The organism is Streptomyces sp. CB02959, from assembly GCF_002803155.1.
Lineage (GTDB): Bacteria > Actinomycetota > Actinomycetes > Streptomycetales > Streptomycetaceae > Streptomyces.
In genome coordinates this window covers 376,134-390,626 of the sequence record NZ_NNBP01000002.1, presented here as the reverse complement: position 1 = coordinate 390,626, position 14,493 = coordinate 376,134, and the positions used below count along the sequence as shown (strand labels likewise).

Below are 14,493 nucleotides of genomic sequence, written 5' to 3'. Positions count from 1 at the left end.
CGGCCTGCCCGGACGGCGTGCCACCGCTCCCCGCCGACGACCACCACCCCGCTCCCCGGCCCGCCCCTCCGGCCCGCCCGGCGCGCGACCCACCCCCACCCCCCGCGACAACTCCTTGGACATCATGCGCATTCGCGACCTTCCCCACCCCGACCCCGGCGTCCCCGACGTCCGTACGGGCGGCAGATTCCTCGTGTGGCTGTGCCGACAGCAGCTCGGCGGACATGCCAAGGCCCTCTTCTGGGGGCTGGTGCACATGGGCTCGACGGCCGCGCTGCCCCTGCCGGTGGGCCTCGCCGTACAGGCCGCGGTGGACGGCCGCGGCGCCCGGCTGGCGCTGGCGGGCGGCCTGTTGGCGCTGCTCGGCGCGCTGGTCGCGGTCAGCGACATCATGCTGCACCGCGCGGCCGTGACCAACTGGATCGTCACGGTGGCCCGGATGCAGCAGTTGCTCTCCCGCAAGACCGCGGAGCTGGGCGGGGCGATGACCCGGCGGGTGGCGGCCGGTGAGATCGTCGCCGTCAGCACCGGTGACCTGGAGCGCATCGGCTGGTTCGTCGAGACACTGTCCCGCTTCGGCGCGGCGCTGGCGGCCTCGGTCGGCGTCTGCCTCACGCTCGTCGCCTACCAGCCGCAACTCGGCCTCGTGGTGGCCCTCGGCACGCCCCTGCTGGTCCTGGCCGTCCTCCCGCTGCTGGCGCCGGCCACCCGCCGGGCGGACGCCCAGCGCGAGAAGGCCGGCCGGGCCACCGAACTCGCCTCCGACACCGTCGCCGGACTGCGGGTGCTGCGCGGCATCGGCGGCGAGGAGCTCTTCCTCGGCCGCTACCGCAGCGCCTCCCAGGAGGTCCGCCGGGCCGCCGTGCGCAGCGCCCGCATGTGGTCACTGATCTCGGCCGTGCAGGTCGCCCTGCCGGGCCTGCTGCTGATCGCGGTGGTCTGGTACGGGGTCCACCTCACCCTCGACGGCCGGATCGCGATCGGTGAACTCGTCACCCTCTACGGCATGGTGGCCTTCCTGCTCTACCCGCTGCGCCAATTCGAAGAGATGACGATGGCCTGGTCGTTCGCCCTGCCCTCGGCAGGGCGAACGACACGCGTGCTGGCGCTGAGCCGGCAGACGGGCGGACGGCCGGCCGACCCGGCACCGCCGTCCGGCGACCTCCACGACCCGGCCAGCGGACTGACCGCGCGGGCCGGCCGGCTGACCGCCGTGGTGTGCGGCGACCCGGACGCGGCGGGCCGGCTCGCCGAACGCCTCGGCGGGCATCCCGCGCACGCCGCCCCACCCGCGCAGCAAAGCGCCGCCCCGCCTCCGGACGCGTCGCCGGGCCCCGACCCGCAGAGCCCCGGACCGGCCCCGCAGGCCACCGGACCGGCCCCGGAGCCCGCCGCCCCGGGCCCGGATCGTCCGCTCTCCGTCGTCCTCGGCAGCACCCCGCTCGACGACCTCCCGCGCGACACCGCCCGGAGAGCCGTCCTCGTCCAGGACAAGGACCCGGTACTCCTCTCCGGAACGCTCGGTGAGCTCCTCGACGTCCCGGCCTCCGGTCGGGTGACCGCGACCGCGGCGCTCGACGCGGCCCAATGCGCCGATGTGCTGGCCGCGTTGGCCCAGGCGACCGCCGACGACTCCGGCGACCCGATGCACACCCACATCACCGAACGCGGCCGGTCCCTCTCCGGCGGCCAGCGCCAGCGGCTCTCCCTGGCCCGGTCACTGGTCGCCGACCCCGAGGTGCTGGTGCTGGACGAACCGACCAGTGCCGTCGACGCCCACACCGAGGCCCGGGTCGCCGACGGTCTGCGCGAGATCAGGGCGGGCCGCACGACCGTGGTCCTCACCTCCAGCCCGCTGCTCCTGGACCGCGCCGACCAGGTGGTGTTCCTCCAGGAGGGGAAGATCGCCGGCGCGGCCCCGCACCGCGAACTGCTGCACACCCACCCCGAATACCGCGCCGTCGTCACCCGCGAACCGGATCCCGTCCACGACGCGCCCGCCCCCCGCGCCGACCGCACCATCGAGGAGACCGCATGATCGGCCTGGCCCCGCCGGAGCACGATCCCCACACGCCCCGGACCGCAGACACCCTGCCGGTCGGCTCGCCGGCGACGGTGCGCGCCTACGTGGCCGAGCTGATCCGCCGCAACCGCCGGGACTTCACCGTCCTGGTCCTCGTCGACGCCGTCGCGGTCATCGCCTCGATGGCCGGGCCCTACCTCCTCGGCGGCCTGGTCGAGGACCTCTCAGCGGGCCGCGGCGGGCAGCTCCAACTGGGCCGCACCATCGGCCTGTTCGCCCTCGCCCTGGTCGTCCAGACGGTCTTCGTCCGCATGATGCGGCTGCGCGGGGCGATGCTCGGCGAACGGATGCTGGCGGACCTGCGGGAGGACTTCCTGGTCCGGTCGGTGGCACTGCCGCCGGGCATCCTGGAGCGGGCCGGCACCGGTGATCTGCTGTCCCGGATCACCACCGACATCGACCGGCTCGCCGAGGCGATGCGGGAGGCCGTACCGCAGCTGTCGATCGGCGTCGTCTGGGCCGGCCTGCTGATCGGCGGGCTCGCCGTCACCGCGCCGCCGCTCGCGCTGTCCGTGCTCGTCGCGCTGCCGGTACTGTTCGTCGGCTGCCGCTGGTACTTCAAGCGCGCGCCCGCCGCCTACCGCTCCGAGGCCGCCGGCTACGCCGCGGTCTCCGCCGTCCTCACCGAGTCCGTGGACGCCGGCCGCACCATCGAGGCGCACCGCCTGGGCGTCCGCCGGACTGCCCTGTCCGAGCGCCGGATCCGCGAATGGACCCAGTGGGAGCGCTACACCCTCTTCCTGCGCTCGGTCCTCTTCCCGGTCATCAACGTCACCCATGTGCTGGTCCTCGGCGCGGTCGTGATGCTCGGCGGGGTGTTCGTGCTGCACGGCTGGCTCACCCCGGGTCAGCTGACGACCGGCGCGCTGCTGGCCCAGATGCTCACCGAACCGGTCAACCTGGTCCTGCGGTGGTACGACGAGCTCCAGGTGGCCCAGGTGTCGATCGCCCGGCTCGTCGGCGTCCGCGAGATCGAGCCCGCGGCCGGCGACGCGTCGGTGGTCCCCGGCGGCCGGGACGTGCGGGCCGAGGACGTCAGCTTCGGCTACCGCGCCGGTGTCGACGTCCTGCGCGAGGTCTCGCTGAGCGTCCGCCCGGGCAGCCGGGTGGCGCTCGTCGGCCCGTCCGGCGCCGGGAAGTCCACCCTGGGCCGGCTGCTGGCCGGCATCTACGGACCGCGGGCCGGCTCGGTGTCGCTGGGCGGTGCCGAGCTCTCCGCGATGCCCGCCGAACGCGTCCGGGAGCACGTCGCCCTGGTCAATCAGGAGCACCACGTCTTCGTCGGGACGCTGCGGGACAACCTGCTGCTGGCCCGCACGGACGCGGCCGACACCGCACTCTGGGCGGCCCTGGGCGCGGTGGACGCGGACGCCTGGGCCCGGGCCCTGCCCGATGGTCTGGACACCGAGGTCGGCTCCGGCGGCACCACCCTGACACCGGCCCAGGCCCAGCAGATCGCGCTGGCCCGCCTGGTCCTGGCCGACCCGCACACCTTGGTGCTGGACGAGGCGACATCGCTCCTGGACCCGCGCGCCGCACGCCACTTGGAGCGGTCGCTGGGCAAGGTCCTGGACGGGCGGACGGTCGTCGCCATCGCCCACCGGCTGCACACCGCCCACGACGCCGACGTCATCGCGGTCGTCGAGGACGGCCGGATCAGCGAACTGGGCAGCCACCGGGAACTGGTCACCGCCGACGGTGCGTACGCGGCACTGTGGCGGTCGTGGCACGACTGAACCGCCCCGGACGCACGCGTGGCGCCCCGCGGATCCGCGGGGCGCCACCCGTGAGCGGGCCCGGACCAGGGCACCGCCCGGTCCGGTCGAACGGATCAGATGTAGCCCAGCGCCCCCAGCGCACCGATGCCGCCCAGCAGCATGAACGCCGGCATCAGCACCTTCAGCTCCACCCAGCTGCCGGCCCGGAAGCGCATCGGCTTGGGCGTGCCCAGCGCGTACCAGCGCTTCCGGCCGATCGGGATGGGCCACAGGATCGGGCAGCCCGAGACGGTCAGGGCGTCGCCGATGTCGTGCACCAGCGCACCCAGCATGATCGGCAGGCCGAGCCAGAGGTACTCCTGCCCCGGCTCGGTGAACAGCCAGCTCGCGCCGTTGCCCGGCTGGTCCATTATCTGGGCCAGAATCCAGGCCGTCGCGGCGCCGAGCAGCCACACCAGCACGTCGCTGGAGACCCGCGCCGCCCGCCACAGCAGCCCCTCGATGGCGAGCACCATGTGCACGAAGAGGATGCCGAGCACCGCCCAGCGCCCGCCCTCCATCGCCAGCAGCGACATGCCGCCGCCGACCAGCACCGCCCACAGCCAGGTGTGGGTCAGCGTCCGGTGCCCGCCCGAGCGGTGCGAGTCGCCGCGCATCTTGGTCGCCTTGTAGGCGGCGTGCGACAGGGTGTCGACCACCTCGCACAGCCACCGCGACAGCGGACCGAAGGCCCGCGAGATGGTGGCCGCCTTGTGGTCGAGGTCCGGTGCGAGCGCCGCCCCGGCGCAGATCAGGGCGCCGCTGACCAGCACCGGCCAGGGCATTGGAGAGCCGGCGCCGTAGGCCGCCGCCCCCACCCCCAGCCAGGCCGCGGCTCCCGACAGCGAGTGCGCCGGTCCCATCATGGTTGTTCCCCACCCCTTGTTCTGCGCTTCTGACGCCCGATCGGCCACTCAGCGTAGCGTCAGATGATCTCCGAACGGGGAGCGGGTGGCGGACCGGCACCCGGGGGCGGGACGGGCCCGCGCACACCCCGCGCACGGTCGTGCGCGGGGTGTGCCGACGCCGCCGCGCAGGGGTGCGGGCCGGACCTCGCCGGCCCCCGTTGGTCTCCAGTTGATCTCCATCCGGAGCACCGGTTCCCGGATCCGGGCCGAAGGCAGGCAGTATGGGGGCGTGACCCTCATCGATCATCTGCCGAACAACGCCGACCCCGACGCCCTCTTCGAAGCCTTTTCGGGCTGGGCCGAACAGCAGGGCATCGCGCTCTACCCTGCCCAGGAGGAGGCGCTGATCGAAGTGGTCTCGGGGGCGAACGTCGTCCTGTCCACCCCCACCGGCTCCGGGAAGAGCCTGGTGGCGGCCGGCGCGCACTTCACCGCGCTCGCCAACGACCAGGTCACCTTCTACACCGCGCCCATCAAGGCGCTGGTCTCGGAGAAGTTCTTCGACCTGTGCAAGCTGTTCGGCACCGAGAACGTCGGCATGCTCACCGGCGACGCGTCGGTCAACTCCGACGCCCCGGTGATCTGCTGCACCGCCGAGGTGCTCGCCTCCATCGCGCTGCGTGACGGCAAGCACGCCGACATCGGCCAGGTCGTGATGGACGAGTTCCACTTCTACGCCGAGCCGGACCGCGGCTGGGCCTGGCAGATCCCGCTGCTGGAGCTGCCGCAGGCTCAGTTCGTCCTGATGTCGGCGACGCTCGGTGACATGTCGCGCTTCGAGGGGGACCTGACCCGGCGCACCGGTCGGCCCACCTCGGTGGTCCGCTCCTCGACCCGGCCGGTGCCGCTGTCGTACGAGTACCGCACCACGGCGCTGACGGAGACGCTGACCGAGCTGCTGGAGACCCGCCAGTCGCCGGTCTACATCGTGCACTTCACCCAGGCCGCCGCCGTGGAGCGGGCGCAGGCGCTGATGAGCATCAACATGTGCACCCGCGCCGAGAAGGACGAGATCGCCAAGCTGATCGGGAACTTCCGGTTCACCACGAAGTTCGGGCGGAACCTCTCCCGGTACGTCCGGCACGGCATCGGGGTGCACCACGCGGGCATGCTGCCGAAGTACCGGCGGCTCGTGGAGAAGCTGGCCCAGGCGGGTCTGCTGAAGGTCATCTGCGGCACCGACACCCTCGGCGTGGGCGTCAACGTCCCCATTCGCACGGTGCTGTTCACCGCCCTGACGAAGTACGACGGGACGCGGGTGCGGACGCTGCGGGCGCGGGAGTTCCACCAGATCGCGGGCCGCGCCGGGCGGGCCGGCTTCGACACCGCCGGCTTCGTCGTCGCGCAGGCCCCCGAGCACGTCGTGGAGAACGAGAAGGCGCTGGCGAAGGCCGGCGACGACCCGAAGAAGCGCCGCAAGGTGGTCCGCAAGAAGGCGCCGGAGGGCTTCGTCAACTGGGGCGAGAACACCTTCGAGAAGCTCATCGCCTCCGATCCCGAGCCGCTGACCTCCCGTTTCCGGGTGACCCACGCGATGCTGCTGTCGGTGATCGCCCGGCCCGGCAACGCCTTCGAGGCGATGCGCCGGCTGCTGGAGGACAACCACGAGCCGCGCAAGAACCAGCTGCGGCACATCCGCCGCGCGATCGCGATCTACCGCTCCCTCGTGGACGGCGGGATCGTGGAGCGGCTCCCGGTGCCGGACGCGGAGGGCCGGATCGTCCGGCTCACCGTCGACCTCCAGCAGGACTTCGCGCTCAACCAGCCGCTGTCCACGTTCGCGCTGGCCGCGTTCGACCTGCTCGACCCCGAGTCGCCGTCGTACGCCCTGGACATGGTGTCGGTGGTGGAGTCGACGCTGGACGACCCCCGGCAGATCCTGGCCGCCCAGCAGAACAAGGCGCGCGGCGAGGCGGTCGCGCAGATGAAGGCCGACGGCGTCGAGTACGAGGAGCGCATGGAGCGCCTCATGGACGTCGAGTACCCCAAGCCGCTGGACGAGCTGCTGTCGCACGCCTACGGCCTCTACCGCAAGAGCCACCCGTGGGTCGGCGACCACCCGCTGTCGCCGAAGTCGGTCATCCGCGACATGTACGAACGCGCCATGACCTTCACGGAGTTCACCTCCTTCTACGAGCTGGCGCGCACCGAGGGCATCGTGCTGCGCTACCTGGCGAGCGCCTTCAAGGCGCTGGACCACACCGTGCCGGACGACCTGAAGTCGGAGGACTTCCAGGACATCATCGCCTGGCTCGGCGAGATGGTCCGGCAGGTCGACTCCAGCCTGCTGGACGAGTGGGAACAGCTGGCCAACCCGGAGGAGGAGACGGCGGACGAGGCGGCCGAGCGCGCCGACCAGGTGCGGCCGGTCACCGCCAACGCACGGGCCTTCCGGGTGCTGGTCCGCAACGCGATGTTCCGGCGGGTGGAGCTGGCGGCGCTGGACAAGGTCGAGGAGCTCGGCGAGATGGACGCCGAGTCCGGCTGGGACGCCGACGCCTGGGGCGAGGCGATGGACGCCTACTGGGACGAGTACGACGAGCTGGGCACCGGCCCGGACGCCCGCGGCCCGAAGCTCCTCCAGATCGAGGAGGACGCCGCGCACGGGCTGTGGAAGGTGCGGCAGACTTTCGCCGACCCGAACGGCGACCACGACTGGGGTGTCTCGGCCGAGGTCGACCTGGCCGCCTCCGACGAGGAGGGGCGCGCGGTGGTCCGGGTCACCGCTGTGGGGCAGTTGTGAGGCGACGGCTTCGACCGAGGCCGCCGAAGGAGACGACGGAGGACCACCGGTCATGACGAATCCGGCCGAGAAGCTGGTCGATCTGCTGGACCTGGAGCAGATCGAGGTGAACATCTTCCGCGGCCGCAGCCCGCACGAGAGCCTCCAGCGGGTCTTCGGCGGGCAGGTCGCCGGACAGGCGCTGGTCGCCGCCGGGCGGACCACGGAAGGGGACCGCCCGGTCCACTCGCTGCATGCGTACTTCCTCCGGCCGGGCCGGCCGGGGGTACCGATCGTGTACCAGGTCGAGCGGGTCCGCGACGGGCGGTCCTTCACCACCCGTCGCGTCGTCGCCGTCCAGCAGGGACGCACGATCTTCAATCTGACCGCCTCCTTCCACAAGCCGGAACCCGGCTTCGAACACCAACTGCCGATGCGCCGGGCCGTTCCCGACCCGGAAGAGCTGCCGAACGTCGCGGAAGAGGTCCGCGCGCACCTGGGCGGCCTGCCCGAGGCGCTGGAGCGGATGGCCCGCCGGCAGCCGTTCGACATCCGATACGTCGACCGGCTGCGCTGGTCGCCGGACGAGATCGAGGGCGCGGAACCGCGCAGCGCGGTCTGGATGCGCGCCGTCGGACCGCTCGGCGACGACCCGCTGGTGCACACCTGCGCGTTGACCTACGCCAGCGATATGACGCTGCTGGACGCGGTCCGCATCCCGATAGAGCCCCTGTGGGGCCCGCGTGGCTTCGACATGGCCTCCCTCGATCATGCGATGTGGTTCCACCGCCCCTTCCGGGCGGACGAGTGGTTCCTCTACGACCAGGAGTCCCCGATCGCCACCGGCGGCCGGGGCCTGGCCCGCGGCCGCATCTACGACCGCGCCGGGCGCCTGCTGGTATCCGTCGTGCAGGAGGGGCTCCTGCGTCCCTACGGTCCGCATCACATGGACGGGTCCAGCGAAGAGAAGACTCCGGGGACGACCACTCGGTAGCCCCCCGACGCGGTGCGACGCTCCCGGGGCCCCAGGACCACAGGACCCCAGGACCTCAGGAGCTGAAGCCGCGCTGCGCCCAAGATCAGGATCTGGGCCCGAGCACGAACTCCGGAGTTGAATCTGCTGATGGACATGTCCTCCCGAGAGATCCGCATGCCCCTCAGCGACGTCGTCGCAGTACTGCAGGACCTGAACGAGTTCGTCGTCTCCCTCGACCGACTCGGATCCCGCCAGGCGTCCGGAACCGCCGACGATTACACCGTCGGCAAGTTCATCACCGACTGGGATGTCGCTCGGCGATTGGCCCACGCCCGACGCGTCATCAGCCTCTCGCTGGACGCGCAACTGAGCGAGGCAGACAACGCCGAGATCGACGCCCTCTGCGACCAGGGCCGCTTCTACGGCACGGACAGCGCCATCAGCCCCTCCACTGACCAGTCCGGCTGAGACGGCAAGCGCATCGGACCGGACCGATCGGGGCGGGGATCGGTTCGCCCCAGGACCTGGCACCCGCCCAGCAAGATCACGATCTGCAACCGGGTACTGGCCCCTGGCCCCCTCCAGCCCATCGAAGATTCAAGAGTGTGCTGCGGGCCTGGAAGGCCGATCCCCAAAAGGGCTGTTCCGCGCGCTCGGCAGCTGATGGGTGCATGGGCGGCGGTCGCCGCACCGCCTACGCTCGTCGTATGGACTTCACCCTCACCCCGGCGGAGGAGGCCGTCGTCCGCCATGTCGCCGCCTGCCTCCGGGCCGGCGCACCTCCTGCGGACGACGATGTGGCGGAGGCACTGGGCGACGAGGTCCGCCCGCTGCTGCAATCCCTGCTGGACAAGGGCTGGCTCGTCGTCGGCGAGGACCGGGCCCTGACCCTGTCGACGATCGCGCGGGCCGTACTGGCGGATCGCGGGGACGCCTCGGACCCTCGGCGGTGACCGCGGGCGGCACCGGCCGTCGCGCCGACCTCGCCCCCGACCGCCGCAGCCCGCCGCCTGCGGCCGGGGCTACGCATGCGCGGAGAGACTTCTGGGCCGCTGCGTCCAGGAGAGACTGTTCTGCGGGCTCGCGGGTCGGCTGGTTCGGGCGGCGGTCGGCCGGCGGACCCGGCCGGGGTCCTCACGGCGGGCGGATTCCAGGGCGCGGGAGAGATTGACCCGGTACCAGAGGACCTCGTCGAACTCCTCGGACGTCAGGGTCCGTTCGAAGGACTCCCGGGCCGCGGACGTCGCCGTGATCGCGGAGGCGAGGGTGGGCCGGAGGCGGCGCAGCAGGGCGCGCTCCAGCGGGTCGTCGGCGACCGAGGCCAGTTCTTCCGGCGGGAGGACGGCGGCGATCACGGCGGCCGACTCCCACGGATCGTCGGTCCGGCCCATCAGCTGGGCGACCCGGCGGCTGCGCCACTGCCGGCCCCGCCAGTCCTGCCCGCTGGTGAGCATCACCCGCATCGCGGCGGGGGTGTCGCCCTGCAGCAGCTCCGGCTCGCGGTCGGCGAACTCGGTGATCTCCGAGGCGAGATAGAGCCAGACCACCGCGCCGAAGCGGTTCACGTAGAAGCGGACGGGACTCACGCAGCCGGCCCGGGTGAGCCGCAGGGCCCGGCCGGGGCCGATGCCCATCAGGGCGGCCGCCTCATTGGTGGTGACCGTGCGGAGCCGGGCGCGGAGCCCCTCGGGGAAGCCCGGCTCGGCCTGGAGCCGGGCGATCTCCTCGGCCGGCACCCGGCGCCGGGCGGGCCGTCCGGCGCTGCCCGGCCGGTCGGCGGTCCCGGCCGGGACCGTCCGTACTTCTCCGAGCTGGGTGGCGAGTTCGCACTCGCCGGTCCGCAGCTCCAGTTCCTGCGCGGCTTGCGTCGTCGAGAGCGTCTGCCGCCCGTCGCACATCACTGTCATCGTCATGGTGCTTCCCCCTGCGACTCGGTCGTCGATCACTGATGGTTACGACCATGCCGCGGGCGATGACGTAGCGTCAACGCGCGTCTCAGACCTGTGGATAACTCTCCGGCCGGCGGGCCGCGACGCCCAGGTGCTCCCCGACGCGGTTGACCAACAGCGTCATCTCGTAAGCGATCTGCCCCATGTCGGAGTCGGCGCCGGCCAGCACGCACAGACAGCTGCCGTCCCCAGCCGCCGTCACGAACAACACCCCGTCGTCGAACTCGACCATGGTCTGACGCACCCGCCCGACCCGGAAGTGGAGCCCCGACCCCTTCGCGAGGCTGTGCAGTCCGGAGGCGACCGCCGCGAGATGTTCGGCGTCCTCCCGCTCCAACCCCTGGCTCGCGCCGGTCACCAGCCCGTCGTTGGACAGCACCAAGGCGTGCCGTACCTGCTCCACCCGCTTGGTCAGGTCGTCCAGCAGCCAGTCGAGTCCGCTGCTCAGTGCCATGCCCTTTCCTCCCCGTATCCCCGTCCGCCGCCGTGGCCGGACGGTAGTTCGCAGCCCGTCGGCGAGCCGCCGTGCCAGCCTGTCCCACCTCCGCCGTCTCGGCAAGCGGCTCCGCACCGCGGCGTGCCACATACCTCCGGCGTGTGCCGGCGGCGAGGATGAGCGACATGGCACACACAATGACGAAGGACGAGTGGTCGGCGTTCCTTTCCGAGGGCACCCGAACCGGAAAATTGTCGACCGTGCGGGCGGACGGCAGCCCGCACGTCGCTCCGGTGTGGTTCCTGATGGACGGCGACGAGCTGGTTTTCAACACCGGGAGGGACACGGTCAAGGGCCGCAATCTCGCCCGCGACGGCAGGGTGGCGCTGTGCGTCGACGACGAGCGGCCGCCGTTCTCCTTCGTGGTCGTGCAGGGCACGGCGGAACTCGGCGAGGAGCTGTCGGAGGTCCGGCACTGGGCGACCCGGATCGCGGCCCGCTACATGGGCGAGGACCGTGCGGAGGAGTACGGCGCCCGCAACGGCGTGCCCGGCGAGCTGCTGGTGCGGGTCCGCATCGACAAGGCGGTCGCGGTCGCCGCGCTCGCGGACTGAGGGGCGGGCGGCGCGGCCCTCCGGGGGCCGCGCCCTCAGGGCGTCGGGCGCCCGCCCCACGGGCCGGTCAGCCGACCGAGTCCAGCTGTCGGGCGGAGTGCTCGACCAGCCGGACCAGCACCTCCTTGCCCGAGTCGCGGTCGCGGGCGTCGCAGAGCACGACGGGCGTGCCGCGGTCCAGGTCCAGGGCGCGGGAGACCTCGTCAGCCCCGTAGGACCCGGCCCCTGGGAAGCAGTTGACGGCCACCACGAAGGGGAGGGCGCGGCGCTCGAAGTAGTCGATGGCCGGAAAGCAGTCCGGCAGGCGGCGGGTGTCGGCCAGTACCACGGCGCCCAGTGCGCCCTCCGAGAGGTCGTCCCACAGGAACCAGAAGCGGTCCTGTCCCGGAGTGCCGAAGAGGTACAGGGAGAGTCCCGACCGGATGGTGATGCGGCCGAAGTCCATCGCCACCGTGGTGGTGGTCTTGTCCGCCACCTTCCCGGTGTCGTCGACCGCATGGCCCACCTCGCTGAGCCGCTCCTCGGTGCGCAGCGGGCGGATCTCGCTGACCGCGCCCACCAGGGTCGTCTTGCCCACCCCGAAACCGCCCGCGACTAAGATCTTCAGGGCCACATCGGGGGCAGGGCCGGGGGCTCTGTCCTCCGGGGTCCCTTGTACGGCGTTCATGGGCCGTCTCCTCCAGGGTGCGAGGTCCCGCGCGGTGCGGGTGTGCGGATCCGAGGCACAACGATGGGGCCGGCGGCGGCACCGGGTGCCGTCCGGAAATCCATGGCGAGGACCGTACCGTCCGCTGATCAGGATTTCCTCGAATTCGCAAAAGCCGCCACGGCATCGGGACATGCTGTGCAATCCGGCCACGTCCTGCCGCCGGTCTCCGTCGCACAGGCGTTTCCCCCGGAGCACCGGCCATGGGGGATCATGTGCGCATGACGCAGCAGCAGGCGGCGCAGTCACCGGAGCGGCGCGCCGCGTCCGCCGCGGTACCCCCCTCGGCCACGGCGGTGGAGCGCAACGGCATCGCCCCGGTGCCGGACGCCGAGCGGCACGGCACGCCCCGCTCCCTGTTCTGGCCGTGGGCCGGCTCCGGGCTGTCACTGCTGGGCATCGCCTACGGGGCCTACGTCATGGGCCTCGGCCTCAATGCCTGGCAGGCGGTGGTCACCGGGGCGATCGGCTACGTGCTGTCGTTCGTCCTGGTCGGCCTGGTGTCGGTGGCCGGGGCGCGGACCGGGGCGCCCACGATGGTCATCGGGCGGGCCGTTTTCGGGCGGCAGGGCAACAAGCTGCCCACCGTGTTCAGTTACGTCTCCAACGTCGGCTGGGAGACCGTGCTGGTCGCGCTCTCCTCGCTGGGCGGGGCCGCGATCCTGGCACGCGTCTCGCCGGCGGTCTTCGCCCGGGCCGACGGGCGGACGCCGACCACCGGGGCGCAGGCCCTGTGCTTCGCGGTGACCGCCGTCTCGGTGGTGGTCGTGGGCGTCTACGGGCACGCGTTGATCATGAAGGTGCAGAAGTACCTGACCGCCGCGATCACCGTGATGACCGCGGCATACCTGGTGTTGACGGCCGACCGGATCCATCCCTCCGCGCTCGTGGCGGGTCGGCCGGGCGGTCTGGGGACGGCCGTCGGGGGCGTGGTGTTCGCGATGACCCTCCTGGGGCTGGGGTGGGTCAACTGCGGTGCGGACTACAGCCGTTACCTGCCCCGCAACAGCAGCGGCCGGGCGATCACCGGTTGGACGACGCTGGGCGGGGTGCTGGCCCCCGTGGTGCTGCTGGTCTTCGGGGTGCTGCTGAACGCCGGCGACCCGAAGCTGGCCGCCGCGGCCGCCGCCGACCCCGTGGGCGCGCTGGCGGCGGCGCTGCCGACCTGGTTCCTGGTGCCGTATCTGCTCACCGCCATCGGGGGGTTCGCCTCCGGGGCGATCATGGACATCTACAGCTCGGGGATGTCGCTGCTGGCCCTCGGGGTGCCCGTCCGCCGGCACCTCGCGGTGCTGGTGGACGGGGTCCTGATGGCCGTCGGCGGCTGGTACGTGCTGTTCGTCTCGCCCAGTTTCTTCGCCACGTTCCAGGCGTTCCTGTCGATCGTCGGGGTGACGATGGCCGCATGGTCGGCGGTCTTCCTGGTGGCGCGGTGGCGCGAGGGACGTTCCGGTGCCGGACCGTCCGCGGTGCCCGCCGTCAGGTGGCCGGCGGTCCTCTCGCTCGCCGTCGCCACCGCCGTCGGGCTCGGCCTGATCACGTCCGCCGACCCCAACATCGCCCGGATCACGGGCTTCCTGCTCACCGGCGCCGCCGCGCACGGCACGCTGGGCGCCATGAACCTCGGGGTGGTGGCCGCCCTTCTCGTCGCGGGCGTCCTGTATGCCGCCACCGCCCCGCTCGCCCGCCGTCCCACCACACCTGAAGGAGACCGATGAGCGGCCCCCAGACCAGTCGTCCGCACGAGGTCCGCGCGTTCTTCGGCGCCCGCGCCGCCGGCTGGGACGCCAAGTTCCCCGACGACGGGCCCGCCTACGCCGCCGGCGTGGCCGCCCTGGACCTGCGGGAGGGCCAGCGGGTGCTGGACGCCGGCTGCGGCACCGGACGCGCCCTCCCGGCCCTCAGAACGGCCGTGGGAGCGCGCGGGACGGTACTGGGCGCCGACCTCACCCCGGAGATGCTGGCGGCCGCCGTACGGGCCGGACGCGAGACCTGCGCGGCCCTGCTGCTCGCCGACGTGGCCCGGCTCCCGCTGCCGCCCGCCGCGCTGGACGCCGTGTTCGCCGCCGGGCTGGTCTCCCACTTGCCCGACTCCGCGGCCGGACTGGCCGAACTGGCCAGGGTGGTGCGCCCCGGCGGCAAGCTCGTGCTCTTCCATCCCGTCGGGCGGGCGGCCCTCGCCGCGCGCAAGGGGCACCCGCTCACCCCCGGCGACCTCCGGGCCGAACCCAACCTGCGCCCCCTCCTGGCCGGCAGCGGCTGGGACCTCGTCCGGTACGTCGACGAGGACACCCGCTATCTGGCGCTGGCGGTCCGCCAGGGGTGAGGCGCCCCGGACGCCG

General features: G+C 72.7%; 13 protein-coding genes. 9 read left to right on the top strand and 4 right to left on the bottom strand.

Annotated elements, in window-relative coordinates:
* The first annotated feature begins 124 nt into the window (after positions 1-124).
* On the top strand, positions 125-2,038 hold the full coding sequence (locus tag CG747_RS05010) for an ABC transporter ATP-binding protein (protein ID WP_100600376.1): 1,914 nt from the start codon (positions 125-127) through the stop codon (positions 2,036-2,038).
* Positions 2,035-3,819: an ABC transporter ATP-binding protein gene (locus CG747_RS05005; protein WP_100600375.1), complete on the top strand. Its 1,785-nt coding sequence runs from the start codon at positions 2,035-2,037 to the stop codon at positions 3,817-3,819. Before CG747_RS05010 ends, CG747_RS05005 begins: the two co-directional genes overlap by 4 nt.
* Positions 3,820-3,914: 95 nt before the next feature.
* Here CG747_RS05005 and CG747_RS05000 read toward each other — a convergent pair whose 3' ends face one another.
* Positions 3,915-4,706, bottom strand: a complete 792-nt coding sequence (locus tag CG747_RS05000; protein ID WP_100600374.1) for a metal-dependent hydrolase — start codon at positions 4,704-4,706, stop codon at positions 3,915-3,917.
* A 271-nt stretch (positions 4,707-4,977) separates the two neighbouring features.
* On the opposite strand from CG747_RS05000, the gene CG747_RS04995 reads away from it, so the two are divergent.
* The 4 genes from CG747_RS04995 to CG747_RS04980 all read left to right on the top strand — a co-directional run bounded on the left by CG747_RS04995 (position 4,978) and on the right by CG747_RS04980 (position 9,399).
* The gene (locus CG747_RS04995) at positions 4,978-7,491 is read left to right on the top strand and encodes an RNA helicase (protein WP_100600373.1); all 2,514 of its coding nucleotides are present in this window, start codon (positions 4,978-4,980) and stop codon (positions 7,489-7,491) included.
* Positions 7,492-7,543: 52 nt separating this feature from the next.
* Entirely contained in the window at positions 7,544-8,464 is a 921-nt protein-coding gene (locus CG747_RS04990; RefSeq protein ID WP_100600372.1) for an acyl-CoA thioesterase II, read from the top strand.
* A 135-nt stretch (positions 8,465-8,599) separates the two neighbouring features.
* On the top strand, positions 8,600-8,914 hold the full coding sequence (locus CG747_RS04985; protein ID WP_146022040.1) for a hypothetical protein: 315 nt from the start codon (positions 8,600-8,602) through the stop codon (positions 8,912-8,914).
* Between the two features lie 239 nt (positions 8,915-9,153).
* The gene (locus CG747_RS04980; RefSeq protein WP_257980219.1) at positions 9,154-9,399 is read left to right on the top strand and encodes a hypothetical protein; all 246 of its coding nucleotides are present in this window, start codon (positions 9,154-9,156) and stop codon (positions 9,397-9,399) included.
* Positions 9,400-9,468: 69 nt separating this feature from the next.
* Here CG747_RS04980 and CG747_RS04975 read toward each other — a convergent pair whose 3' ends face one another.
* Both CG747_RS04975 and CG747_RS04970 read right to left on the bottom strand, forming a co-directional pair.
* Positions 9,469-10,359 carry a DUF6397 family protein gene (locus CG747_RS04975; RefSeq protein ID WP_257980218.1) on the bottom strand — a complete coding sequence of 297 codons (891 nt, stop codon included), beginning with the start codon at positions 10,357-10,359 and terminating at the stop codon, positions 9,469-9,471.
* Between the two features lie 82 nt (positions 10,360-10,441).
* Entirely contained in the window at positions 10,442-10,849 is a 408-nt protein-coding gene (locus tag CG747_RS04970) for a roadblock/LC7 domain-containing protein (protein ID WP_100600368.1), read from the bottom strand.
* A gap of 167 nt (positions 10,850-11,016) precedes the next feature.
* Between CG747_RS04970 and CG747_RS04965 the strand changes: the two genes are divergently transcribed.
* Positions 11,017-11,445, top strand: a complete 429-nt coding sequence (locus CG747_RS04965) for a PPOX class F420-dependent oxidoreductase (protein ID WP_100600367.1) — start codon at positions 11,017-11,019, stop codon at positions 11,443-11,445.
* 67 nt (positions 11,446-11,512) lie between these two features.
* Here CG747_RS04965 and CG747_RS04960 read toward each other — a convergent pair whose 3' ends face one another.
* Positions 11,513-12,112 (bottom strand): ATP/GTP-binding protein, encoded by a 600-nt coding sequence (locus tag CG747_RS04960; protein WP_100600366.1) that lies wholly within the window; start codon positions 12,110-12,112, stop codon positions 11,513-11,515.
* Positions 12,113-12,372: 260 nt separating this feature from the next.
* Between CG747_RS04960 and CG747_RS04955 the strand changes: the two genes are divergently transcribed.
* A complete protein-coding gene (locus CG747_RS04955; protein WP_100600365.1) occupies positions 12,373-13,869 on the top strand; it encodes a cytosine permease in 1,497 nt (498 codons plus the stop codon).
* The gene (locus tag CG747_RS04950) at positions 13,866-14,477 is read left to right on the top strand and encodes a class I SAM-dependent methyltransferase (protein ID WP_100600364.1); all 612 of its coding nucleotides are present in this window, start codon (positions 13,866-13,868) and stop codon (positions 14,475-14,477) included. Before CG747_RS04955 ends, CG747_RS04950 begins: the two co-directional genes overlap by 4 nt.
* Positions 14,478-14,493 lie beyond the last annotated feature (16 nt).

Bases quoted from the DNA above. Each gene is read 5' to 3' on its own strand.
- CG747_RS05005 (WP_100600375.1), top strand. From the start codon at position 2,035: ATGATCGGCCTGGCCCCGCCGGAGCACGATCCCCACACGCCCCGGACC.
- CG747_RS04955 (WP_100600365.1), top strand. From the start codon at position 12,373: ATGACGCAGCAGCAGGCGGCGCAGTCACCGGAGCGGCGCGCCGCGTCC.
- CG747_RS04965 (WP_100600367.1), top strand. From the start codon at position 11,017: ATGGCACACACAATGACGAAGGACGAGTGGTCGGCGTTCCTTTCCGAG.
- CG747_RS04980 (WP_257980219.1), top strand. From the start codon at position 9,154: ATGGACTTCACCCTCACCCCGGCGGAGGAGGCCGTCGTCCGCCATGTC.
- CG747_RS04970 (WP_100600368.1), bottom strand. From the start codon at position 10,849: ATGGCACTGAGCAGCGGACTCGACTGGCTGCTGGACGACCTGACCAAG.
- CG747_RS04975 (WP_257980218.1), bottom strand. From the start codon at position 10,359: ATGACGATGACAGTGATGTGCGACGGGCGGCAGACGCTCTCGACGACG.
- CG747_RS04950 (WP_100600364.1), top strand. From the start codon at position 13,866: ATGAGCGGCCCCCAGACCAGTCGTCCGCACGAGGTCCGCGCGTTCTTC.
- CG747_RS04960 (WP_100600366.1), bottom strand. From the start codon at position 12,112: ATGAACGCCGTACAAGGGACCCCGGAGGACAGAGCCCCCGGCCCTGCC.
- CG747_RS05010 (WP_100600376.1), top strand. From the start codon at position 125: ATGCGCATTCGCGACCTTCCCCACCCCGACCCCGGCGTCCCCGACGTC.
- CG747_RS04990 (WP_100600372.1), top strand. From the start codon at position 7,544: ATGACGAATCCGGCCGAGAAGCTGGTCGATCTGCTGGACCTGGAGCAG.
- CG747_RS05000 (WP_100600374.1), bottom strand. From the start codon at position 4,706: ATGATGGGACCGGCGCACTCGCTGTCGGGAGCCGCGGCCTGGCTGGGG.
- CG747_RS04985 (WP_146022040.1), top strand. From the start codon at position 8,600: ATGTCCTCCCGAGAGATCCGCATGCCCCTCAGCGACGTCGTCGCAGTA.